Raw genomic sequence first — 22822 nt, forward strand, 5'->3', positions numbered from 1 at the left:
TTAGGAAGTTATTAGGCATTGAGTCTATCATTAGTTTTTTAATTGCAGTCATAAAAGGAATTACCATGTGGCTTTTTAGGGAAGAACACGAAATCTTTAGACGGAGCGTTCGTCAGTTCGTGGAAAAAGAGGTGGTCCCCTATACCGAGGAGTGGGAAGAAAAGGGGGAGATTCCCCGCTCTATATGGAGACGAATGGGCGAGCTTGGTTTCCTGGGAATAGAATATCCCGAAGAATACGGAGGAGCGGGAGCGGATTTTATCTACACCTTAGTTTTCATGGAGGAAATCTCAAGATGTGGGGCAATGGGATTCCCTATAAGCGTAAGCGTGCATACGGATATGGCTTCTCCCTATCTTCACCTGGGGACAGAGGAGCAAAAGAAAAAATACCTTGCCAAAATAATCAAAGGTGAGAATGTATGTGCCGTCGCAGTCACAGAGCCGAGCGGAGGGTCAGATGTGGCCGGTATTCACACCTATGCAAAGCGCGACGGCAGGCACTACATTTTAAACGGAAGCAAGATTTTTATCACCAACGGTGTTAACGCCGACATCTATTTCGTGATGGCCAGGGTGGGTGAGATAAACGAAAAAGTTCGCCATAAAGGGATTTCCATTTTCATCGTGGAGAAAGAAACCCCCGGTTTAAAGGTCGGAAGGAAACTAAACAAGATGGGATGGCTCTGTTCTGATACAGCGGAGCTTTTCTTTGAAGACTGCCGGGTACCCGGTGAAAATCTACTTGGAGAGGAAGGCGAGGGATTTCGTGAGATTATGAAGAATTTTCAGCGGGAGAGACTGGTACTATCTATAACAGCGGTTTCCGCCTCACAAAGAGCGGTTGAAGACACGATTGCTTATGCACGGGAAAGGGTCGCTTTCGCTCATCCCCTATCAAAATTACAGGCAATCCGACACAAGATTGCCGACATGCTTACCCAGGTGGAAGCTGCGCGTCAGCTTACGTACTATATCTCTTGGCGTTTTAACCAAGGAAAAGCAACAGATATGGAAGTCTCCATGACTAAGCTTTTTACCACTGAAATGGCAAACCGTATTGCTTATGAGGCGCTCCAGATTCATGGTGGATACGGGTACATGCGGGAGTTCCCCATAGAGCGATTCTACAGGGATGCAAGAGCCCTCACCATCGGGGCCGGCACCTCGGAAATAATGAAGGAGATTATAGCAAAAAGGCTCGACCTTTGATTTAGTTTAGAACGTAAGGGGCCACTAGCGGGCTCATCCTCAATAACCAAAGAAACATTATCTTAGCAATCATAGAATGTTAAAGGTGGATAGTCCACCTCTCTTCACTTGTGGGTTTAGCCGAAGGATTGAGCTTAAATTGCGGTAATAAGGAGGTTAATCTTGAAGGTTGCAATAATCGGCGTTGGCCAAACCGCGTATGGAGAAAAGAAAAACCAATCGATTGATGAGATGGTATTTGAAGCCACAAAGAATGCTCTAGAAGATTCCGGACTGGAGAGGGAAGAAGTAGAAAGCGTCGTCACTGCCGGCTCAGACGGTCTCGATGGATGCGCTATATCCAATATGCTGACTGCGGGCTCTTCCGGCGCTTACTTGAAGGATGAAGTCAAAGTGTCGGGCGGCGGCATTTACGGGCTTGTTCTGGGGTATCTGAGAGTGGCTTCCGGTGCTTTTGATAACTCACTCATTGTGAGCTGGACTAAATCATCTGGAGTCTCGGTAGAGTTAATAAGTAATCTAGCCTATGATCCATTTTATCTGAGAGACTGCGGTTTCAATCTTGTAACCTCACTCGCCTTTGAAGCTTCCATCTACATGCATAAAACCAAGACTAAAGATAAAGACGCGGCGGAGATAGTCCTTAAGAACAGAGAAAACGCCTCTAGAAATCCACTCGCTCATCTAATTGACAAGCCCTTGATGAGGAAAACAAGTTTGAGCAAGTACATTTCCTACCCACTTCGGGAATGCCATCTTCCGCCGAGCTCAGACGGAGCGTGTGCACTAGTAATCGCTTCAGAAAGGAGAGCCAGGTCGCTCAAGAAGAATTGTGCTTGGGTAACGGGGCTTGGATGGGCAATAGATGGTTATTATGCCGATGATAGATTGGTAGAGACACGCCATGGCGTCTCTCTACATTCCTTGAAAAAATCCTCCGAAATGGCCTTTACCATGGCACGGATCAAAAATCCACTGGAGGAGATTGACGTCGCCGAGGTGAGCGATGTTACTCCCTTTCATGAGATGATGTTATACGAAACCCTTGGTTTTTGCACTGATGGAAATGGAAAGGAACTGATAAGAGAGGGGATTACAAAACTCGACGGAAAGCTTCCGGTGAATCCTTCCGGTGGAATTCTCTCTTCAAACCCGATTTTTGCGTCGAGTCTGGTGAGGGTGGCTGAAGCAGCACTTCAAGTAATGGGAAAGGCAGCCGGAAGGCAAGTGAAAAATGTAGATATAGCTTTGGCGCAAGGATTTACCTGGCACTCTACCCAAGGCAGTTGCACGGTGATTCTTAGGAATTAGGCGTATTCGCCACAAATGTACACGAATAGGACTCGAATTATTTTTGATTTATTTTGGATAAATTTTATTCGCAAAAATTTGTGTTAATTCGTGACTAAATTTTAAATCATGAAACCACGTAACATCGGGATCATAGGAGTAGGACAGACGAAGTACGTTACCAGAAGGGATGACGTGACTTTGCCCGAACTGGCCAGGGAAGCGGCAGTCCTAGCTTTGGAAGATGCAGGAATAGCTTTCAACGATTTAGATGGAATGGTCTTTTCATTGGCACTGGATGCGTTAGAGGGAACGGAAGGAGCGGAAAGATGGTGTGCAGATGCGGTTGGTGGCCGGAGGATACCGTTTATCAGGGTTCACACCGGAGGTGCTACCGGGGGTTCCGCAACACATGCCGGGTTTCTTCATATTGCATCCGGTCTTTTCGATTGCATTCTTGTCATAGGGGCTGAAAAGATGGGCGAGACGCCGGATGCACAAAAGGTGCTTAATCAAATCTTCGACCCCGTATATGAAAGATCTGTCGCTATCAATGCGGTAAATATGTGCTCATTTCAGGCGGCGAGGCATATGAAAAAATACGGAACTACCGAATACCAGATGGCTCTCGTGGCAGTGAGAAGTAGAAAAAACGCGCTAAGAAACCCGCATGCTCACATCAGAAAAGAAATCAAGGTGGAAGACGTTTTAACTTCGAGGGTGATTTGTTATCCGCTAAAACTATATGATTGCTGTCCAAGGTCGACCGGGGCATGTGCTGTGGTCATTGCTTCTGAAAAGTTTATAAAGAAACTCGGCAAAAAGAATATAGCCTGGATAAAGGGTATTGCCGCTTGCACGGGTACCTACTATATGGGAGACAGGATGGATGGGTCATCAGCTAACGACCATGCCGATGCGGACGGTTTATTCTTGGCCGCAAAAAGGGCTTATCAGATGGCCGGGATAGATAATCCCAGGAAGGAAATTGACGTCGCAGAAATTTACGCTCCTTTTACCTCCACGGAGCTTGCCGCTGTCGAGGCCCTTGGATTCTGTGGGAAAGGTGAGTCAGGGAAATATAACGAAAAGGGATTGTTTGATATGGAAGGAGGGATACCGGTAAATCCATCCGGAGGAGTGCTTACGGCAAACCCGATAAGCGTTACCGCTTTGGCCCGGGTTGCAGAAGCCTCACTTCAGGTAACCGGAAAAGCCGGAGAAAGACAGGTTAGCAAATCGAAAACGGCAGTTGCTACGGGTGAAGGCGGGTCCCTTCAGTTTTATACGGTGACGGTTTTGTCGAACAAAACTTAATAACCACGACGACACAACGGCACGAAGTGAAGAATTATTTTATTATCCGTTGTATCGTCGTGCCGTCGTGGTTGAATGGAGATAAATAAATGAATGAAGAGGACCTAATATTCATTCCCCAGCGCTGGGACCTAAAGTTTCATCATGCTGCCGGAGAGACGGGAACTAGGTTCTTTAAAGCCATCATGGAGCAAAAGGAAATTTTGGGGAAGAAGTGTCCAAAGTGTAAAAGGGTACTTCTTCCTCCCCGCTCATTTTGCGAAAGGTGTTTTGTCGAAACGACCGAGTGGATGAAGATCGGCAGCGAGGGCACGATTCAAGCCTTTACCATAGTCTATGAAAAATTTGAAGGACTTCCCGACCCACCATATGCCATTGCTTACGTTTTGTTAGATGGAGCAAACACGGCGATGGCCAACTTCGTAAAGGGAATAGACTTGAGCGACATAAAGAAGGCATTTAAGCGCATAAAAATCGGGGCAAAGGTGCAGGTAGCCTTCAGGAAAAAGAGACAGGGAAGAATTACAGATTTCTGGTACGAGCTAAAATAGCGTCAGCCGATATTAAATGAACGGGAGAAATCTATCCCCTTTCTCCTCGACTTTACCCTTTCCGCCAAGGCATGAGCAACTATGGGCAGGGCTATAGTCGCTTCACAATAGCATTGGATGAACCTCCCGGTGGGTGACTCTTTTCCCCAGGAAACCGCCTCCTCAAACGTACATCCGGAAAGCCCTCCCCACTGGGGCGAGTCGGTGGTTATCTGGACGGCGTATTTGTGCGGATAATATGTTTCATTCGTACTGCTTCGCTTAAGACCATCTTTCCTGTTGGGAATTTCCCTATTCTTGTAGAGCAGGTCCCCGGTTACAGCAAAAAGCTGGATGAAGTCCTTGGGTACGCCTCCTCCTATGTATATAACTCCGGTGTTTTTAACCTTCTCTCCTAGTGTCATAAACTCGACATAATCCTTTATAGCATCAATGGTCAGGTTAAAACCCCGGCTCTTAGCAATCAGGGCGGCATCGCCGTAAGGGCTGTCCGCTATGGCCGGGCAGAAGATGGGAACGCCCTTTTCCGCGGCTACCGTGACGATACTTCTTATCTTTCTTTGTCCGAGCCATCTTCCGAAAAGATAAAGAAATTCTCTCGAGGAATATTTATACTCCTGGTCGAGTGTCATTATGAATTCTGCTATCAGTTCGGTCATCTCCAGGTAATCGCTTTCTTTCCCGTAAACATCGTAGTATCTATTAAAACCCTCTCTGAATAGCTCTTCGTTATCAACCAGGTGGTTTCCCTGCCAATAACCAAAGCCCATGGCATCCACGATATCCTCAGAAATATTTGCCCCGGTCGGGACTAAAATATCAATAAACCTGTTTTCTATTAACCAGTTAATTATCTTCCACTGTCCGGTCGTTGATAAGGAACCGGCATAACCGAAAAGTATGGTAGTATTCTTATCGCTGATCATCTCCTCCATGACGTCAACCACCTGGGCCAGGTTTCTACCCTGAAACCCGGTGCGGGACATCTCTGCCAGGAGTTTAGAGACGGTCTTCGGTGCCTCTACTTCTATTGCCTTAACCTTCCGGGTAAATACCTCTTTTTTTTCTGCCTTTTTCTGTTTATACAACCTGACTTACCTCCATTCAGCTTAAATTGGATTCCAGGATATTAGCCCCTGATTAATCAAGACGCTACCAAGGATTTTTTGAGCAGAGTGAAGATACCATACGAGACCAAAAGGTCAATAAAATTATCATTCAAAACTCGCCTCTTACCGAATTTATGACTTCTCTCGCCGCTCCTTCCTTATGAGTCTAAGCGTCTCTTCATAAATCGTGCGCCTTGGCCCGATCGCAATTACCTCTATGATATCGGGAACCGGGCGATAAATGATTCGAAATTTGCTCACCCGTAGGCTCCTCATTCCTTGTAACTCTCCGCGAAGGCCTTTTCCACTTAGAGGGTCTTTTATTATTTTTGAAAGCGCCGTACGAACCTTCCGTTTGATCTCTGGATGGAGGTGGCTAACTAGGTCTCGAACATCGTCGGACAATTTCAGCTTGTAGGAGGAGGCCATGAGTAAGATTAAAGAAGAGAGCTTTAGTCCTCGAACAATTCCTCTAATGTATAGAGCTTTCTTTTTTTCTTGAGGTCTTTCAAGCCTCTTCGGATCTCGGACATTAGTTCTTCATCAGCGCGAATAGCCAGGGTCTCCTTCCAGCTATCGAATTCATCCGGGCTGACCAGTATGGCCACAGGTTTACCATTTTTAGTAATAGTAATCTCCTCGTCTCTGGATGAGACCTCTTCTACCAGCTCACTTAACTTCATCTTAACTTCGGATAAGGGCAGGACTTTCATTCTATTTAGACTAAATTTTGGTTGACCAGAATACTGACTATAGAATAAGAGCTTAAAATAAGGTTGTCAATAGATTGGGTTACACCACTATATTCACCAGTTTTTTGGGTACGACGATGACCTTCTTGATTTCTTTTCCAGCGATATAGTTTTTCACCTTTTCATCAGAGAATGCCGCCTCCTTCATCTCTTCCTGGCCCGAGTCCGAGTCCATCAGCACCTGGCTTCTTACCTTTCCATTAACCTGGAGCACCACCGTTATCGCCGCACTCTCTACTAACTCTTTATTCCATTCTATCCAAGGCTTGTCCACTAGTGTTTCTTCAAATCCCAAGGCTTGCCACAGTTCTTCGGATATATGGGGGGCCATAGGGTAGAGCAAGCGCACTATGGCTTCGACTGCTTCCCTGAGCACGGCGAAGTCGTCGTTCCCCTCTGGCTCGAATCGGGATATGGAGTTGTAAAGCTCCATCACTGCGGCAATCGCCGTGTTAAACTGAAATCTTTCTAAATCATCGGTGACCTTTTTTATGGTCTTGTGAACCTTGACCAGAAGCTCCTTCGATTGCGGACCTGCCGATTTCGGATTTGGAAAATCCTTTATTCCGCATTCTGCAATCCGCATTCTAAAATCATAAACCAAGCGCCACACCCGGTTTAGAAACCGGTATGCGCCTTCGATTCCCTCATCGCTCCAATCTAAATCCTTCTGGACGGGAGCGGCAAAAAGCATGAAGACCCGAACCGTATCCGCTCCGTATTTCTCTATCATGTCATCCGGGTCCACTATGTTCCCGATAGACTTAGACATCTTGGCTCCGTCTTTGATGACCATCCCTTGGGTGAGGAGGTTGGAAAAGGGTTCGTCCAAGCTGCCCATGTCCAGGTCCCTCAATACCTTGGTGTAGAATCTGGCGTAGAGTAAATGAAGGATGGCGTGCTCGATGCCGCCTATATATTGGTCAACCGGAAGCCAGTATCGAACCTTCTCCTCGTCGAACATGCCTTTGTCATAATTCGGGGAAGGATATCTCAGGAAATACCAGGACGACTCCACAAAGGTGTCCATCGTGTCCGTCTCTCTCCTGGCATCCTCTCCGCACTTGGGACACTTGGTTTTTATGAAACCCTCCAATTTAGCGAGGGGAGAACCGCCCTTGCCGGTGAACTCTACGTCCAGAGGAAGCTCTACCGGAAGCTCCTCATCGGGAACGGGCACGGCGCCGCAGTTATCACAATAGACGACCGGTATAGGCGCTCCCCAGTATCTCTGACGGGATATGCCCCAATCCCTCAACCGGTAATTTACCTGCCTTTTCCCAAATCCCTTAGACTCGACATGCTGGATGACTTTTTCTTTCCCCGCCTCGGACGGAAGCCCGGAGAATTCACCGGAGTTGACCATTATGCCCGGCTCCTCATAGGCATGTTCCATGTCCTCTACATTCAAGGGCGATTCATGAATCGCCCCTCCAGGCCGAATTACAATTTTAATCGGCAAACCGTATTCCTTGGCAAATTCAAAGTCCCTCTGGTCATGGGCGGGAACACACATTATTATTCCGGTCCCATATCCCATGAGGACGAAGTTGGCTATGTATATGGGCACGCGTTCGTCGTTAAAGGGATTTATGCAATAAGAGCCGGTGAAGACACCCTCTTTCCTGGCGCCTTCCGCTACCCTTTCCACATCGCTCTGTTTTTTAATCCTGTTAATAAATAAAAGGGCTTCTTTTTCCTGGGGCTTCCCCCTAACCAGTTTCTCTGAAATCGGGTGCTCAGGCGCAATACACATGAAGGTTACTCCGAAAACCGTATCCGGCCGTGTAGTAAAGATCCTAAGACTAATCTCTCCATTTATCGCTTCTTCGAGGGGAAAATCTATTTCCGCCCCGGTGCTCTTTCCAATCCAGTTCCTCTGCATGGCCAGCACCCGGTCCGGCCAGCCCTCCTTCAGTTTATCTGCCCACTCCAAGAGTTCTTCCGTATACTCGGTGATCTTGAAGAACCATCCCTCCATCTCCTTAGCCTGAACTTCGGATTTACATCTCCAGCACCTTCCATCTTCCACCTGTTCGTTTGCTAAGACCGTCTCGCAGGAGGGGCACCAGTTCACTATCGAGGATTTTCTGTAGGCAAGCCCGCGCTCAAACATCCGAGTAAAGACCATCTGCTCCCACTTGTAATAAGAGGGGTCGCAGGTGGCAATCTCCCTGGTCCAGTCGTAGCTGAAGCCCAGCCGCTTTAACTGCTGTTTCATCTGAGAAATATTCTCGTAGGTCCACTTAGCTGGATGGACGCCATGCTGAATAGCGGCGTTTTCTGCGGGAAGGCCGAAAGCATCCCAGCCTATGGGGTGGAGTACGTTAAATCCTCTAGTCCTCTTGTACCGGGCAATGACATCCCCTATGGTGTAGTTTCTCACGTGTCCCATGTGGATTCTTCCCGATGGGTAGGGAAACATTTCTAGGACATAATATTTTTTCTTTTCCGGGTCCTCGGATACCTCGTATAGCTTCTTCTCCTCCCAGATTCTATGCCACTTCTCTTCTATCTTTTGCGGGTCGTAGCTCTCTTTCATTTTTCTATAATGTATCTCCTAACTTACAGGATAGCTGGAATATATGATTATTTTAGCCGTCTAGGCGGTTAATCATTTTAAATTACCACCCTACTGGTTTCAAATTCCTATTATTTGAATTTGACCGTATCGTAGGGGCGCACTTGTATCGCACTCAAACTTGTCCCAAATAAGAGATTGCTTCGCCGCCAAAAGAAGATGATGACCCTCCATGAGACCTCTGGCTGAGCTCGCGACGAAAGAGGTTATCGAATGGGTATACTAAAGAATGGATTTTTGAGGTGTTCATTCTTCGACTGAGTTCAGAATGAACGGGTCTATTATCTCTTATTACTTCCACGACCGAAGCAATCCATCTTTAAAAACTAACGTTATCAGGACTTACATAGCTTATTTAAACAATGAAACTTTGCTTTTAGTATCGGTTATATTAAAATCATAGAAACTCACCAATCAAATGAACTTGCAGTCAGAGTTAAAAGAAATATTAGATGAACTAAGAAGATGCTTTGAGTTTCAGAGGATTCTCGGACTCGAATCCGTGGTGTTGTCGTATCCCAGAGAGGAAGAAAAACCTAAAGCTCCGATGAAGCAACCAACCCGCATTCACGATGACAAGGAGAAGTCGGTCATAAAAATAGAGGAGCAGCTAAGCATCTTTGACCGGAGCGCAAAAAAACTCACCCTCGAAGAAATTCGGGAGGAAATCGGCGACTGCACCAGATGTAAGCTCCATCAGGGGAGGACGAACATAGTATTCGGGGAGGGAAATCCAAAAGCGAGGCTTGTGTTTGTGGGAGAGGGACCGGGAGAAGAAGAAGACAAGCAGGCGAGACCCTTCGTGGGAAGAGCCGGGCAATTACTGACAAAAATAATCGCCGCAATGGGGTTTAAACGGTCTGATGTTTATATATGCAACGTGGTTAAATGCCGTCCCCCCGGAAATAGGACTCCGGAGCCCGATGAAACCGGAACCTGCGAGCAGTTTCTTTTCAAACAGCTTCGCGCTATAAACCCGGAGGTGATTGTCTGCCTGGGGAGCGTCGCCGCCCAGTCTGTCTTAAAAACCAAGGAAAAGCTTGGAAACCTGAGAGGGAAATTTCATTCCTACGGAAGGTCGAAGGTTATGGTCACATACCATCCGGCGGCCCTCTTGAGAAACCCGGGATTCAAGAAACCCCTCTGGGAGGACATGCAGGTTGTGATGAAGGAGATGGGGGTTTCCAAGGGAGTCGATGTGTCTAAAAGTAGAGAGCAATTTTAGACAATTAAAGTAGCCGGGCGATTAGCTCAGGGGATAGAGTGCTGGCCTCCGAAGCCAGAGGTCGCGGGTTCGAATCCCGCATCGCCCGCCATTAAATCCAGTAGTTACGACTAACTTTCCGCACTTTTAAGTGACCTTAGTGTCCTAATAAGTGTCCACTCCTAACGGAGTCCATAATTTCCTTACATTTTCAACAACGCATGGACTACAAGGTTAAATAATTATGTAGGTTCCCGCCAGTAATTTTAATGAAGGGCTATTTTCTAAGGTGCTAATTTTAGAATTGCCTTTCTTTCTAGTTCTATGGCGATTAATTTGCGTTCAGGTTTGTCCTCTGGCCAACCAGATATGTTTGCATGTCTATAGGGAGGCTCTTTCGGGATTACTTCTAACTTACTGTTCACGAGATCATCAGAGTTAATATCCGCCCTCCCTTTAATGGTATTTGTCTGTGTAGGGGTCACGTCGCAATCTGCTATGTTCCAAATTTGGCCCTCGGATAAACCAGATACTCTAAAAACGGACGTTTGATTGTCTTTTGGACTTGGTAGGAAGGCTGCATACCTTACCGTGTTATTTGAGCTTCTAATAAATTTGCTAAAGTATATGAACCTAGTAAGTATTTCTAAACTGGTTGGAACTAAGGGCATCGAAGGACGATCACTTGGGAAATAACCTTTTTAGATTATAAATTACAACGCCTGGCAAGAAGTCACCTAATATCTCGAAGCCATGTGTTTTTCCCGCCCCAAAGATTCCTGCATAGGTTAACGTTTGATTATCATCAATGCTAAACAAAAAGGTTCTCCCATGACCATCATTCCACTCAAAAGCTATATCCCCATCCGGCTCAGGTGTAATCTCCGGCATAGGAACATTCAAGAACGCAGAATTTAGCATATGAATAACTTCTCTAGCACCCAAATAGGTCTCATACGAAATAGCATTAGCTCCGTATCCATCCCAGTTATCTTGATGGCAGCTAATTCTGATTTCTTCAAGTTCATTCAATATTTCTGAATTGCAACCAATAGACTCTGGTACCTTGAACTGTTCTATAAATTCTTCATATTTTTTCTCTATGCCTTGAGATTCTGAAGCAAAACCCCTACCTGATTGTCTGGGGAACCCAATTAGATATTCATTAATTGCAACTGTGCTCATCTGTAGACCTCCAGTAATTTTGGAGTAATGCTCTTAAAAAATATCTGATTTTTGAAGTTTCTTAGTTTCTCTAAAATTGCGAAAATGTCCTCTTCTAAAAAGCCATCCGGTGTGAATTTGATAACATCTATATCTAATATTATGGGTAGATAATCTTTAACATCAACCTTTTGTTCTAGAGCTTGAGTAATTATAGCCGTTATTCTAGAATCGTCTGCAGGAACAACTACTCTATAGAAGAAGCTACTAATTCCTTGCGGTAGTCCCTCTGGAACTTCAGGGGGGCAGGTTAAATAGTCTCCAAAGTCCTCTATCGGCATAGGTATATTTAGATTGTTTATGTAACGTAAAGCAATTCTGTTAATGAATTCAGGCTTTACTAAATCTCTATACAAATTCCATAGTCGTAATGCCTCATCTCTAACCTCTGCCCAATTATTATAAGGCTTAAGTCTGTTAAAAGTAAATCCATCAAGCCTTAACTGAACAATCTTGGTTCTATTAGATGACTCGTATCTATAACCATTAATTTTGCCATGGGTTGTCACTTCCTGCTCGTCGCCCTTGTAATGAATCTTTGCTTCGTGAACCCTAATTACTTTCTCAAGAGGATAATCTTTTAATATGTTAGCTCCGATTGTTTTGAATTGATCCACATTAAATCCTTTCGGCAATAAACACCTTATATCTACAAGTGCTTCCGTAATTGGAGCTTTACTTAGCGTCGGATATCGTTCTGACATCGAATTAACATTGATGAAGGTTATTGCTTGAAAGTATATACGTGAAATTCATCAGCACGAAAAGGGGTAAAATTCACGACTGATTATAGATAAATGCTCTGTTCATGTCTATATTTTACGAAATTTTTCCTGATTCTCATTATTAAAAGGGGGTGTGACAAATCTTCTCATCTGGAAAAAAGTAATCCATGTCCCTGTGTCTGGCTTTTATGCAACCATGATCGTTTCCCTCCGCCCCAGGCCCCGCCTAATCTTTATGAGCTGGCGCTGATGGCCAGCCAGTTGCGGGGAATGTAGGGAATTCCCAGTTCATCCTTCTTTCCGTATTGCTCCAGTACAGGAGAAACCGCATTTTTCATAGCTATTGACGCCTCTTCGACCGGATAGCCGTGTAAAGCCCCTGCCGCATATTGATGAAAACCACTGATATGCTCCCAGGCCTTTTTATAGAGATTAGCGGTAACCTCTTTTACTTCTTCAAGCTTGAAGCTAGCTTCGATTACCAATTGTTCATAGTAAGATTTGGACAGGAACTTTGACGCTTCCGGCCGCGACTCGTTCTGAGTCTTCTGGACACCTGACGCACGAAGAAGCTCTACCGCCTTCTTTACCTGAGCTCGATAAAACGCTAAAGTCTCTAACGGGCGTGCTCCGTCGTAGAATGATGTGTTAAAAAAGAATAAGCCTCCCGGTTTCAAGGCCTGCTTAATTCGCATGACACTTCTTTTTTGCGCCTCCTCGGATAAATAATGTATGCCGTTACCCCAAACGGCTATGTCTATGCTTCTTTCGGGAATGGCCATCTCTTCAGCCGGTGAATGGATTAAAAGAAGCTTCACTACCCTCTTTGCCAATCTTTCCTGGACCGAGCATAAAGCCTCCATAGACTGATCCAGGCACTTAACGATTGGGGGATTCCAGTGTGCCGGTAATTGTTCGATGAATAGCTCCACCATCGTCCCCGCTCCGGTGGCTATATCTAAGATGCTATCTACGCCGTTTACCCCCCTTCCCACTATTATCTCGATCCAACTGCGTACAATTTCGCTGTTTACCCGGAGATATTCGGGTGTGTCGGCGAATGGCTCATAATCATACGTGTGCTTAATACTCTCCATTTAATCTCTCCTTCATGAGAAACTTAAAGACTAAAACTATCTCGTCGGTATATAAACTGTACTAACTCGCTTTCCCCAGATTTCCTACCGCTATCATCTTTTCTTGTGCACGCCAAAAGAGGTGCCCAAAGACAATAAGAACCGTGGAGATTATAGTTAGGACTGATTATATTGTCAAAATTGCAAAATAAATAATATGAAGAAATCGGAAGTAATGTATTGAAAATACTGTAATATTAGCATCTTACGATACCACAAAATCGCTTAACTCTGACTTTAGGTTGAAACGTCTCCTAACTAAAGTCAGTTGACTTTTATGACAATTTAATGTGTAATTAATACTTAAGTTTTATATTGTTTGCGAATATTATACCGATGCAGCAAAAAAGCAATGTCTATCCTAAATGTGACTCCAAGTCTACTGAAACAAGCCCAGGTAAAAATCCGGCTATTAAAATCACTCTCCTCTCTGAATTACTCGACCTCGGTTGAACGGTAAGAATGAAGTATTAATATTGCTCTATATGCTTTTGTGTCTTTTCTAACGTTGGGGAGAAAGTCAGATATAACCTGTGAATATAAACTGGTGAGCAAATCAGAGACAGAGGAGGTCTATCATGGCTGTGGCAAAAGAAATTAATGTCGGGAAAAACGGTACCCCCATCAGGGTTACGGTAGCCTGTAATTACTCGCTATTGAGGGAGGGGCTGAGCAAGATATTGGAGGAAGACGAATGTATAGAGATAGTGGCTAAGGCCTCTAATTTGCCGGATCTGGTTAAGTCATGGAAAGACCTTAAATTCGACATTCTGCTTGTCGACCTTGACCTCTTGGGATTAAACCTGGCCAAGTTGCTAGACTTGCTCAAAAAGAACAAGGATACCAAGGTAATTCTAATAGTGGCCGATAACTACGATGAAGATATGCTACTAAGTGCCATTCGCCATGGAGTAAGAGGGTACATATCACAAAATATAGACTCAAACCAGCTTACCAAAGCGATTAAAGTCGTGAGCAACGGAGAGCTTTGGGTGGAAAGAAAGGTGATAGCGAAGGTCCTGGAATCCTTCTCCTCCTCCCCCCCTAAAGGGAAGGGTAAATCTCTATATAGCCTCACCGAAGCCGAGACAAAGATCGTGAAATTGGTTTTTAGCGGTTTAAACAACAAGGACATAGCCAGGGATATATTTTTAAGCGAAAAAACAGTGAAGTTTCATCTTTACAAGATTTACCGGAAGCTTTCCGTTAAAAGCAGGTCTCAGCTCATACTCTATGGCTTAAAGAAAGGATTTAATAACTGACCGTACAAGGCCGTTCTAATGCCATCGCCTGATTAAGTTCCGCATATCGCCGTATAGCGTATACCACAATCGTTCCGACACCGCCTGAATTCTCCGATTCAGGCAGTAGCGGATTATTTCTCTCCTTCTTATGAATCTCGATATACGCAACAAAAGGCTCAGTCCCGGAGCCTACGGAGCCTGAAATCTGCCAGAAAAACAGGGAATAGATAGGGAAAAAGAGGCAGGTTATCATAGTATACATATTAAAACAGGCTAAAGGAGCATGATGTGTCTGAAGAGAAATGGGAACATAATTTTGTCGAGGTAAACGGCATTCGCATGCATTATGTAAGCGCCGGGTCAGGGCCGCTCGTTTTGCTGCTCCACGGGTTTCCCGAGTTTTGGTACTCCTGGCGCCATCAAATTCCAGTCCTGTCTGAAAATTTCCATGTAGTTGCGCCGGACATGCGGGGATACAATAAAACGGACAAACCGTCCAGGATAGAAGACTATTCCGCTACCAACCTCATCGGTGATGTTGCCGGTCTAATCCAAAAACTATCTCCCGATGACAAAAAGGCTATACTCGTTGGACACGATTGGGGCGGGGCGATTGCTTGGATGGTGGCGATGTTCGAGCCCCAGCTAATAGAAAAGCTAATTATATTGAATGTGGGACACCCGGGCGCACGCAACCGGAAGGGCTTTCTTGACTTCGACCAGATGAAAAGGAGCTGGTACATGTTTTTCTTTCTGTTACCCGAGGTCCCGGAGGAGGTTCTGTCACGAGATGATTTTGAGGTCTTGAAGAAGATGGTTTTTGACATCGCTTCGAGAAAGGAAGCATTCTCCGAAGAGGATGTCGAAAAATACGTTTCCAGTTGGAAGGAGCCGGGGGCTCTAACCGGAGCGATAAACTATTATAGGGCCATTCCCAATGCTTCATACTGGAAAGAACTGGGGAAACCCCGGAATTTCCCGCCAATCAAGGCCCCGACGCTCCTTATTTGGGGAGAGGATGACCCCTTCCTCGGCAAGCAGCTCACCGAGAATACGGAAGAATTCATCGATGCCCCGTTTCGTCTTGAATTCATCCAAAACTGTAGCCATTGGGTGCAGCAGGAAGCCCCCGATGAGGTTAGCAGATTGATACTGGATTTTTTGGGTGTTGGTTAGTGTGGGTTAGCCTATACAGGGTTTTCAACTTTTGAGGCTCCACCCTTTTATATCTTCTAATCAAAGAACGTGTCTCTTAATGTCTATTATTTTCTGAGCCTGATAGCACTCGCATCAGCTCAGAGGCCAAGAAAAGTTTGTTTCTTTTCCTGCCCTTTACCTCTTCGAGGAATCCTATTTCCATAAGCCTCGAAACTCCCCTTTTCACGGAAATAAATGGTATATTCCATTTTTTACTAAGACCAGAAATTGAAATAACCGGATTAAGAAAAATCTCGTCAACCAACCTATGCGCAGATTCGGGGATTTTTTTGGTTCTTTCAAGCTTCTTCTGATACTTGGCATGTAAATCAAGTATCTTTTTAGCATCCGATATAGCACCTCTTGACTGAATTGTTACACCACGTAGGAAAAATTCTATCCATCTTCTCCACTCTCCTTTCTGACTAACATCAAGCAATCTGGAATAATACTCATTCCTGAATCGTTCAAAGAATGCCGATAGATAAAGGAGCGGTTGAGTTAAGTATCCTCTTTCACAGAGAAAGAAAGTGATTAAGAGTCTTCCAATACGGCCATTGCCGTCAAGAAATGGATGAATAGCCTCAAACTGGTAATGCATAAGAGCACATTGGATTAAAGGAGCCTCGTCCTGGTCTAAATTTAGGTATTCTTCCCACTCACCTAGTGCTTGATTCATCTCTTCCACAGGTGGCGGCACATATATAGCCTCGTTGAGCAAGCACCCCGGTGGGCCTATCCAGTTCTGACTCTGGCGTAGCTCTCCAGGTGTAAGCTGTTCACCTCGAACACCTTTCATTAAAATCTTATGAATCTCCTTTATTAACCTAGTAGAAATAGGCAAGTCTTTTAGACGCGTAAGTCCATATTCCATTGCCTGGACATAATTGTGGACCTCACGAACATCAGGGACTTTTGGTTCCTCTGTTTCAGCGGCCTCAAAGAAAAATAGATCGCTTAGCGCAGCTTGAGTGCCCTCGATTCGTGAACTTGAAACCGCCTCACGCCTGATATAAGGCGCGATGAGGAGATATGGGTTTGCCAGTAACCTCCCAGTACCTGACAATTCCCCTAGCAGCCTATCGGCCTCGGAAAGAAGACGTATTAACTCTTTATCATATTTTATTTCTGGCGGTAACGGATTTGGCACGAATGCCCAATAGTCTTTTAAAGTGTTTATACACCTTCCGGCAGAAGAATTTTTAAAGTTTGTAGGATCCACTATCAAACACCCTTATAATACATAGACTTCCGCTTATTGACGGATATGTTAATAACCAACAGTCATATTAACGGATAAGGCCGAAAGCGTCAATAAGACAGGTTATTATTGACGGATACAGCAATAACGCGCAAAGAATTAATAATCTAAAAGCTGAATCCAAATCATATAAGATTTTTGCGTGATTACAATGTATTACAACAACTTTCCCTTTCAATCCAAAAACACACTAACCCCCAGCAGGAAAAGGTTGGTGTTTATGCTTCGGTTGGGCATGTTTGTGCCGGAGTTGGACATATGATGTACTCGCCAGGAGGCATCTACCGCTACCTGATTGGTCAGAAAATAATGAAGACCTAACCCGGTTTGAGGATAAAATATAAGACCGTCCTCCTGACTCTCAAGATTGAAATCGAGATAGCCGATACCTGCACCTAATCCAGCGTATGGTATCAATCGTTCCCGGGCGAGGAAATTGTATCTCATCATGAAGTTTGCACCTACTGATGCTCCTCTCTCTGGCTCGAAGTTGGTGATGAATTGCCCCTCGACCAGGAGGTCAAAATTTCCTCTGTACCACTTGTTTACCGCCTTCATATCGGAGAGGCCAAAGCCAATGCTTGGAAAGATGGCCAGAAGCTCCACTTTACGTCCGTCCTGGTCGCCGACAAAGCCGATAGAGAAGCCATCTCCATAACCGGATATCAAACTCACGTAGTTTTTACCTTTACCGAAACGGTTCCGAGGGGAGTCCTCGGACCTTGCCGGGAAAAAGAGAAAGAGAAGACTGAAAGAGTACACCAGCAGGATTAGCCACAGTCCGAATCTTTTGCCGATGAGCCTTCGCATTTCATTGTCGGTGAATAGCACGAGAAGTGGCAACGGATTACCTTTCTTTTGATAAACAGTTCCCGTAGAAATAAAAGGGGGTAAGGTAGTATCAAAAAAAGTAGTCCACCAAGCGGCTCAAGATACCTTATTCTTTATCTCCACGAATTTACTCTCAATCTCCTCCACCTTTTTCTTCGACTCAGTCAGTTTTTTCTGCTGGGTTTTGTAGAAGTTCTTGAGGGGTACGAGAGAATCAAGAATCTGCATCTTCACACCCTCCAGGTCGCGTTCAAACTGAGAGCTTACACTGGTGGTAAGCTCTTCGATCAATGTATCAACCTTGGTGCTGAATTCCTTCATGGCGTCCCTTCTTTTCTTGGGAAGTATGGCAAATGCCGTAGCCATGATGGCGATCGTGGTCAGTATTCCGGTCACATCCACTATAAGCGAGGAGAAGGCGGAGATGACCGCTGCACCGAGTGCCAGCGAGCCCACCTGAACACCTAAAACCGAAGCCACCGCACCTCTTGCCGAATCGACAATGTTGCCGCCTAACATGGCTGGGTCGATCTGCTTTCGCCTCATCTCCAGCTCAGACCTCACCGTATCTATGAGCTGCATCCGGTTGAATGAGAAGCCGGTGCCGTCTTTGAGTGATTCCGGCTGAATGGATTTACGGTAAAAATCTATGGCGCTGTCCATGAGGGTCCTGGAAGAGCGTTCCGCCCAGGCTACCATGGCCTCCAGGTCTTTTTCCAATTCCTTGACCGTCTGGTGGGAAACCTTGTATTCAAATTCCTTGGCGATTTTCTCCTTTCTGACCAGTTTAAACACGTTTTCAAATCGGATGAGGTCATCGATAAATTCTATCCCCCTTGTCTTGAATTCCAGGAGCCGGCTCCTTATCCTCTCGGTGAACTGTCTGGAGTTTTCCAATACTTCTCCCTTCATACCTTCGAGCCCGGCTTCAAACTCCTTCAATCTTTCCGTGTCTAAGGATATTTTATCGAGATGATTGGAGAGAGCCTTTTCCGTCTCTCTGCAGAGATTAAGGGCAAGCTCAGACGAGCCTTTAATCTTGAGCTTGATACGCTCCTCTTCTCCCAGGGTTTTGAATATATACTCCTCAAGCCGGGCCATCCCGCTTCTTGAATAAAGTTCCGGATAGTGCCCCTTTTTCGCTTGCAGGGCCAGCTTTGCCGATATTGGTATGAGGAAAGGTTTTATCTTGAATATGCGCTCTATTTCAGTCTCAGAATAATGAATCAAATTCTTAAGCTCGTCATCGCTCTCCACAATATCAATCTTATTCAAAAGAAACACTATATTCTTAACCCAATCTTCTTTGATGAATCTTATGAGCTTAGCCTCGCTTCCGGTCACCGCCCGCTCAGCACCTATCACAAAGAAAACAATGTCCGCCTTGGGGATAAACTCTTGAGTTATCTGCTCGTGCTGCTCGATGGTAACGTTTGTCCCCGGCGTATCCACTATGAAAAATCCCTTGAGCCTGCTCTCGGGAATGGATATAAAATAATTTCCGTTTTCCAACTGTTCTTCCTTTGCCTGGCCGTACCTTAGAATCGTAATCTTGTCCGTGGTCGGCGTGATCCCTTCGGGAAGAATTTTCTCTCCGAGGAGTGCATTTATTATGGACGATTTCCCGGTGCTGAATTCACCTATGAACACGATAGAGAATAAATTCTCCAGGTTTTCTTTGACCGCATTGAGCTTATTCTCGAAATCCTGGTAGGATAGTGCTTTTATTTCTGAAGAAAGCGACTCTAGAAGGGCCTTTTCCTCAAGAATAAGCTTCGAGTATTTCTCCTCTATTATCTGCATGGGCCTCCTAGTATAACGTGATTCTGGGGGAAGAGTATAATAGTAACGGAATTCTTACAATTTTTGAAAACTTGGTCTTGGAGTGGCTATATTCATGGGACGCATACATGCGCTCCATAAAAAGATTGCCAGGATAAAAAGAAAGAAAGTTTTTTACCTTTTTGCCAACTTTTGCAGCTCTTTTTCTGCCACCTCTTTTATCTCTTTATCTTGATGGTCGGTTATGGGGAGGTGAATAATTTCCTTGAGCTGTTCTGTTGCTTTAACTTCCTTACCCATGGCCAGGTATGTTTTAGCCAACTCAAAGCGGGTATGGATGACCTCGGGATTTAACTCAAGCGCCTTAAGAAGGGTTTTCTCCGAATCCTCGTCGGTTCCGTTTGGCAAGCCGCCGAATAGCGTCTTGGCGAACGCTTTGAGCGCCCAATTTAAATTAGCGACCTCCCGATAATAAACCCCCAGGACGATATAAGCGGGGATAAATTGCGGGTCTAAATCAATAGCCTTTTTTGAATTCTCTTCCACATTCCTGGCCAGTTTAACCTTCTCCTTTCCACCCTTGAAGAGTGCCAGATGCCCGTAAGTGGCCGCCAGGTAAAAATATGATTCAGCTTTATCTGGAAATTTCTGGTGGAGCTGCTCGGCATATTGGGCAGCCTGGCTGAAATATTCTTCCACCTCTTTCGAGTTTGTCTCCTGGTCCGGTTTGAACTTGATCCCTTTTACATCCTCTCCCACATCGTTGTAGGCGCGGGTGAGCCTCACCAATACTTCAAAACTATCCGGTGCGAGCTCGTAGGCCCTTTTGTACGCTTCCAAAGCCTTAAGATTATCGAACTGAGCGTAATATTGGTCGCCTTCTTGTATGTAAGTATTATAGTCTTCAGCCATAATCGGGGTAGTATACACCAATACCATTATTGCTATAATTATTGCTATTACTCCGTTTAAACCGCAAAATTGAAATCTTTTTCCCGGCATTTAATCACCTTATTCCTTGAATAAATTCCCTAGAATATATCTGATAATCCCCTTGTGAACAATTACCATCACAAAAAATATACAGCCAATATTTATTAACAGCGCATCCAACGAGAAGGTTTCAGGCCAAAGTCCACAGAACGGTTATGAGCAATTTGTGCTGGCAACTGGCATTCAGAATTTTAATTTTAGCTAATTTGTATTGAGGGCTTTATGCAGAGTTCTTAAAAGTGCTTCGGCGGTGAAAGGCTTGGACAGGAAAGCATGCACATCGGTGCTGGCAACCTCGCCAAACCGGCCATGCTCCTTCAGTCCACTTACTGCAATGATTCTTGCATCTGGGTCTAGCTTTCTCAGTGCCTTGATGCAGGACGGACCATCCATTATCGGCATCATCATATCCAAAACCACTGCTTTAACATCCGGGAGGTATTGAGCATAAAGCGCTATTGCTTCCGCACCGTCGCCAGCAGTCATAACTCTATAACCATAGGTCTCTAAAGTCACCCTGGCAATTTCCTGAACCGACGGTTCATCGTCAACTACCAGTATAAGTTCTCCATGCCCCAGTAAGATGTCATCAATTTGTTTCTCTCCTATCTTTTTCGTTTCGTCAGTTTCGGCCGCCGGCAAATAAACCTTAAACCGGGTGCCCTTTCCGATCTCACTGTACACGTTTATGAATCCTCCATGCCCCTTGACTATTCCGTAGGCAGTGGAGAGCCCCAATCCGGTGCCCTCCTCCAGCTCTTTGGTGGTGAAGAAGGGCTCAAATATCCTATCTTTTAACTCCGGGGGGATTCCGGTTCCCGTATCCGAGACCGTGATTACAACGTGAGGGCCAACTTTAGCGTCCATATGCACCTGGGCATAGTTTTCATCCACGTAAAAGTTCTCTGCGGATATGCTCAAAACACCCCCGTTCTTCATTGCATCTCGAGCGTTTACCAACATATTCATCAAAACCTGGTGGAGCTGAGTTACGTCTCCTTGGATTGTCCAAAGGTCTTTGGGTATGTCGGTTTTTATTTCTATATTTTTTGGAAAAGTTTCTTTGGCAATCTTCTCCACTTCGGCTATTACATATCTTGTTTGAATAATCGTCCTCTCGACCTCTACACCCCTTGCAAAGGACAGGACTTGTTTCACTAAATTGGCTCCGCGTACGGCGCTTGATTCCAGAGTATCTATCCAAACCTGACTTTTCTCGTCCTTGTAGGTATTTCTTAAAAGCTGCAAGGCCATCATTATCGGCTGAAGCACATTATTCAAATCATGGGCGATCCCTCCGGCAAGCGTGCCGATGCTCTCCATTCTCTGGGCACGGAGAAACTGGGCTTCCAGTTTTTTCCTGTCGGTAACGTCCCGAAGAATAACGGTAAATATCTTTTGGCCCAAGGCTTCTACCTGCGAGATAGAGGCTTCTATGGGGAATTCCTCCCCATTGGAGCGTAAACCGCTGATTCCTCCCGTACTCCCCATAGTCCGATTGGTTGCGCCATAATCTCCAAATGTCTTTATATGCTCACGGTGCGCTGCACGAAATCTCTCCGGAATAAGGATGTCGACCGGCTGGCCGATTACATCACTAGACGAGTAGCCGAACATTTTCTCCGCAGCCCTGTTGAAATGAATGATATGCTGTTGAGAGTCCAGGCTTATAATCGCATCCATTGCCGAGTCAACGATCCCGGCGAGAAGAGCCCGGCTATCTTTCAGGGCTTCCAGGGCCCTCTTATGCTCTTTTCTCTCCTCCGCCTCTCTTAACGCTCGACGTACTGAGGGTGCGAGGCGGGATAGGTTATCTTTAAGGACGTAATCGGTAGCCCCACTCTTCAGGGTTTCAATGGCCCCCTCTTCACCGAGCGAGCCGGTAACGAATATAAAAGGCACGTCGGGAAATTTTTCCTTCGCAATCTTCAGTGCCTCCATTCCGTCGAATGAAGGCAGTGTGTGATCAGAGAGAATAAGGTCTGGTGCATGCTCCTCAAGTGCTTTAATAAAATCTTCTCTCGTCTCCACGCGCTTTGAAGAAAAAGAAATTTCTGCTTTGCGTAGTTCGTATTCGACTAGCTCTGTGTCCGTAGGAACGTCTTCCAGAATGAGTATTCGAAGCTCTTTATTCATTTCCCGCTCCCATGGAATGAAGAAGATACTATTAAGGATAAGCCCTATTTCAGCCGGGTCTGTGGTTTAGGAGCATCCAGTACATCCCCAGTTGTGTGACTGCCTGGATAAACTGGTCAAAATCTACCGGCTTAACTATGTAGCTGTTCACCCCGAGCTTGTAACTCTCCACCACGTCCCTCTCCTCCCTAGACGAGGTCAACACCACCACCGGCGTCGCCTTTGTCCTCTCGTCTGATTTAACCCTCCTCAATACCTCAAGCCCGTCCACCTTCGGT

The 22822-nt window shown here is 45.4% G+C and carries 21 protein-coding genes and 1 tRNA gene; 8 read left to right on the forward strand and 14 right to left on the reverse strand.

The features are described 5' to 3' along the window. Positions 1-65: 65 nt before the first annotated feature. The 4 genes from VNN20_00885 to VNN20_00900 all read left to right on the forward strand — a co-directional run bounded on the left by VNN20_00885 (position 66) and on the right by VNN20_00900 (position 4369). Entirely contained in the window at positions 66-1211 is a 1146-nt protein-coding gene (locus tag VNN20_00885) for an acyl-CoA dehydrogenase family protein (protein ID HWP90742.1), read from the forward strand. 162 nt (positions 1212-1373) lie between these two features. Beyond that, positions 1374-2522 (forward strand): thiolase family protein, encoded by a 1149-nt coding sequence (locus VNN20_00890; protein HWP90743.1) that lies wholly within the window; start codon positions 1374-1376, stop codon positions 2520-2522. 108 nt (positions 2523-2630) lie between these two features. After that, positions 2631-3818: a thiolase family protein gene (locus VNN20_00895; protein HWP90744.1), complete on the forward strand. Its 1188-nt coding sequence runs from the start codon at positions 2631-2633 to the stop codon at positions 3816-3818. 89 nt (positions 3819-3907) lie between these two features. Continuing rightward, positions 3908-4369, forward strand: coding sequence for a Zn-ribbon domain-containing OB-fold protein (locus tag VNN20_00900; protein HWP90745.1), 462 nt, complete (start codon positions 3908-3910; stop codon positions 4367-4369). A 2-nt stretch (positions 4370-4371) separates the two neighbouring features. Here the strand turns inward: VNN20_00900 and VNN20_00905 are convergent, their stop codons facing one another. From VNN20_00905 to leuS, 4 genes are all read right to left on the reverse strand, one after another. Then, on the reverse strand, positions 4372-5457 hold the full coding sequence (locus tag VNN20_00905) for a deoxyhypusine synthase family protein (GenBank protein ID HWP90746.1): 1086 nt from the start codon (positions 5455-5457) through the stop codon (positions 4372-4374). A gap of 153 nt (positions 5458-5610) precedes the next feature. Continuing rightward, positions 5611-5907: a type II toxin-antitoxin system RelE/ParE family toxin gene (locus VNN20_00910; protein HWP90747.1), complete on the reverse strand. Its 297-nt coding sequence runs from the start codon at positions 5905-5907 to the stop codon at positions 5611-5613. Between the two features lie 23 nt (positions 5908-5930). Further along, positions 5931-6191, reverse strand: a complete 261-nt coding sequence (locus VNN20_00915; protein HWP90748.1) for a type II toxin-antitoxin system Phd/YefM family antitoxin — start codon at positions 6189-6191, stop codon at positions 5931-5933. Between the two features lie 79 nt (positions 6192-6270). Beyond that, on the reverse strand, positions 6271-8772 hold the full coding sequence (gene leuS / locus VNN20_00920) for a leucine--tRNA ligase (GenBank protein HWP90749.1): 2502 nt from the start codon (positions 8770-8772) through the stop codon (positions 6271-6273). 457 nt (positions 8773-9229) lie between these two features. Here leuS and VNN20_00925 point away from each other — a divergent pair, with 457 nt between their 5' ends. Together VNN20_00925 and VNN20_00930 are read left to right on the forward strand one after the other, a co-directional pair. Continuing rightward, positions 9230-10036, forward strand: a complete 807-nt coding sequence (locus VNN20_00925; GenBank protein HWP90750.1) for a uracil-DNA glycosylase — start codon at positions 9230-9232, stop codon at positions 10034-10036. 15 nt (positions 10037-10051) lie between these two features. Next, positions 10052-10127 (forward strand) — tRNA-Arg (locus VNN20_00930). A gap of 569 nt (positions 10128-10696) precedes the next feature. Here VNN20_00930 and VNN20_00935 read toward each other — a convergent pair. The 3 genes from VNN20_00935 to VNN20_00945 form a co-directional block, all read right to left on the reverse strand. Further along, on the reverse strand, positions 10697-11200 hold the full coding sequence (locus VNN20_00935; GenBank protein ID HWP90751.1) for a hypothetical protein: 504 nt from the start codon (positions 11198-11200) through the stop codon (positions 10697-10699). Then, a complete protein-coding gene (locus tag VNN20_00940) occupies positions 11197-11943 on the reverse strand; it encodes a TIGR04255 family protein (GenBank protein HWP90752.1) in 747 nt (248 codons plus the stop codon). Before VNN20_00940 ends, VNN20_00935 begins: the two co-directional genes overlap by 4 nt. A gap of 254 nt (positions 11944-12197) precedes the next feature. Beyond that, positions 12198-13061, reverse strand: a complete 864-nt coding sequence (locus VNN20_00945; protein HWP90753.1) for a class I SAM-dependent methyltransferase — start codon at positions 13059-13061, stop codon at positions 12198-12200. A 617-nt stretch (positions 13062-13678) separates the two neighbouring features. Between VNN20_00945 and VNN20_00950 the strand changes: the two genes are divergently transcribed. Further along, entirely contained in the window at positions 13679-14362 is a 684-nt protein-coding gene (locus VNN20_00950) for a response regulator transcription factor (GenBank protein ID HWP90754.1), read from the forward strand. Here VNN20_00950 and VNN20_00955 read toward each other — a convergent pair. Next, positions 14352-14606, reverse strand: coding sequence for a hypothetical protein (locus VNN20_00955; GenBank protein ID HWP90755.1), 255 nt, complete (start codon positions 14604-14606; stop codon positions 14352-14354). The genes VNN20_00950 and VNN20_00955 overlap by 11 nt on opposite strands. 26 nt (positions 14607-14632) lie before the next feature. On the opposite strand from VNN20_00955, the gene VNN20_00960 reads away from it, so the two are divergent. After that, positions 14633-15520 carry an alpha/beta hydrolase gene (locus VNN20_00960; GenBank protein ID HWP90756.1) on the forward strand — a complete coding sequence of 296 codons (888 nt, stop codon included), beginning with the start codon at positions 14633-14635 and terminating at the stop codon, positions 15518-15520. A 76-nt stretch (positions 15521-15596) separates the two neighbouring features. Here VNN20_00960 and VNN20_00965 read toward each other — a convergent pair whose 3' ends face one another. The 6 genes from VNN20_00965 to VNN20_00990 form a co-directional block, all read right to left on the reverse strand. Beyond that, positions 15597-16763, reverse strand: coding sequence for a Fic family protein (locus VNN20_00965; protein ID HWP90757.1), 1167 nt, complete (start codon positions 16761-16763; stop codon positions 15597-15599). A 213-nt stretch (positions 16764-16976) separates the two neighbouring features. Next, on the reverse strand, positions 16977-17645 hold the full coding sequence (locus VNN20_00970; GenBank protein ID HWP90758.1) for an acyloxyacyl hydrolase: 669 nt from the start codon (positions 17643-17645) through the stop codon (positions 16977-16979). A gap of 84 nt (positions 17646-17729) precedes the next feature. After that, positions 17730-19436: a dynamin family protein gene (locus VNN20_00975; GenBank protein HWP90759.1), complete on the reverse strand. Its 1707-nt coding sequence runs from the start codon at positions 19434-19436 to the stop codon at positions 17730-17732. Between the two features lie 153 nt (positions 19437-19589). Continuing rightward, a complete protein-coding gene (locus VNN20_00980) occupies positions 19590-20417 on the reverse strand; it encodes a hypothetical protein (protein ID HWP90760.1) in 828 nt (275 codons plus the stop codon). 192 nt (positions 20418-20609) lie between these two features. After that, complete coding sequence (locus VNN20_00985) at positions 20610-22544, reverse strand: response regulator (GenBank protein ID HWP90761.1); 1935 nt, start codon at positions 22542-22544, stop codon at positions 20610-20612. Between the two features lie 49 nt (positions 22545-22593). Next, the coding region (locus VNN20_00990) for a response regulator (GenBank protein ID HWP90762.1) at positions 22594-22822 on the reverse strand (229 nt) is incomplete at its 5' end.

Source organism: Thermodesulfobacteriota bacterium (assembly GCA_035559815.1).
GTDB lineage: Bacteria > Desulfobacterota_D > UBA1144 > Nemesobacterales > CSP1-2 > DATMAT01.

Excerpts from the sequence above, each read along its gene's own strand:
- VNN20_00885 (HWP90742.1), top strand. The coding sequence starts at position 66 with ATGTGGCTTTTTAGGGAAGAACACGAAATCTTTAGACGGAGCGTTCGT.
- VNN20_00895 (HWP90744.1), top strand. The coding sequence starts at position 2,631 with ATGAAACCACGTAACATCGGGATCATAGGAGTAGGACAGACGAAGTAC.
- VNN20_00900 (HWP90745.1), top strand. The coding sequence starts at position 3,908 with ATGAATGAAGAGGACCTAATATTCATTCCCCAGCGCTGGGACCTAAAG.
- VNN20_00910 (HWP90747.1), bottom strand. The coding sequence starts at position 5,907 with ATGGCCTCCTCCTACAAGCTGAAATTGTCCGACGATGTTCGAGACCTA.
- VNN20_00915 (HWP90748.1), bottom strand. The coding sequence starts at position 6,191 with ATGAAAGTCCTGCCCTTATCCGAAGTTAAGATGAAGTTAAGTGAGCTG.
- leuS (HWP90749.1), bottom strand. The coding sequence starts at position 8,772 with ATGAAAGAGAGCTACGACCCGCAAAAGATAGAAGAGAAGTGGCATAGA.
- VNN20_00925 (HWP90750.1), top strand. The coding sequence starts at position 9,230 with ATGAACTTGCAGTCAGAGTTAAAAGAAATATTAGATGAACTAAGAAGA.
- VNN20_00935 (HWP90751.1), bottom strand. The coding sequence starts at position 11,200 with ATGAGCACAGTTGCAATTAATGAATATCTAATTGGGTTCCCCAGACAA.
- VNN20_00940 (HWP90752.1), bottom strand. The coding sequence starts at position 11,943 with ATGTCAGAACGATATCCGACGCTAAGTAAAGCTCCAATTACGGAAGCA.
- VNN20_00945 (HWP90753.1), bottom strand. The coding sequence starts at position 13,061 with ATGGAGAGTATTAAGCACACGTATGATTATGAGCCATTCGCCGACACA.
- VNN20_00950 (HWP90754.1), top strand. The coding sequence starts at position 13,679 with ATGGCTGTGGCAAAAGAAATTAATGTCGGGAAAAACGGTACCCCCATC.
- VNN20_00955 (HWP90755.1), bottom strand. The coding sequence starts at position 14,606 with ATGTATACTATGATAACCTGCCTCTTTTTCCCTATCTATTCCCTGTTT.
- VNN20_00975 (HWP90759.1), bottom strand. The coding sequence starts at position 19,436 with ATGCAGATAATAGAGGAGAAATACTCGAAGCTTATTCTTGAGGAAAAG.
- VNN20_00980 (HWP90760.1), bottom strand. The coding sequence starts at position 20,417 with ATGCCGGGAAAAAGATTTCAATTTTGCGGTTTAAACGGAGTAATAGCA.
- VNN20_00985 (HWP90761.1), bottom strand. The coding sequence starts at position 22,544 with ATGAATAAAGAGCTTCGAATACTCATTCTGGAAGACGTTCCTACGGAC.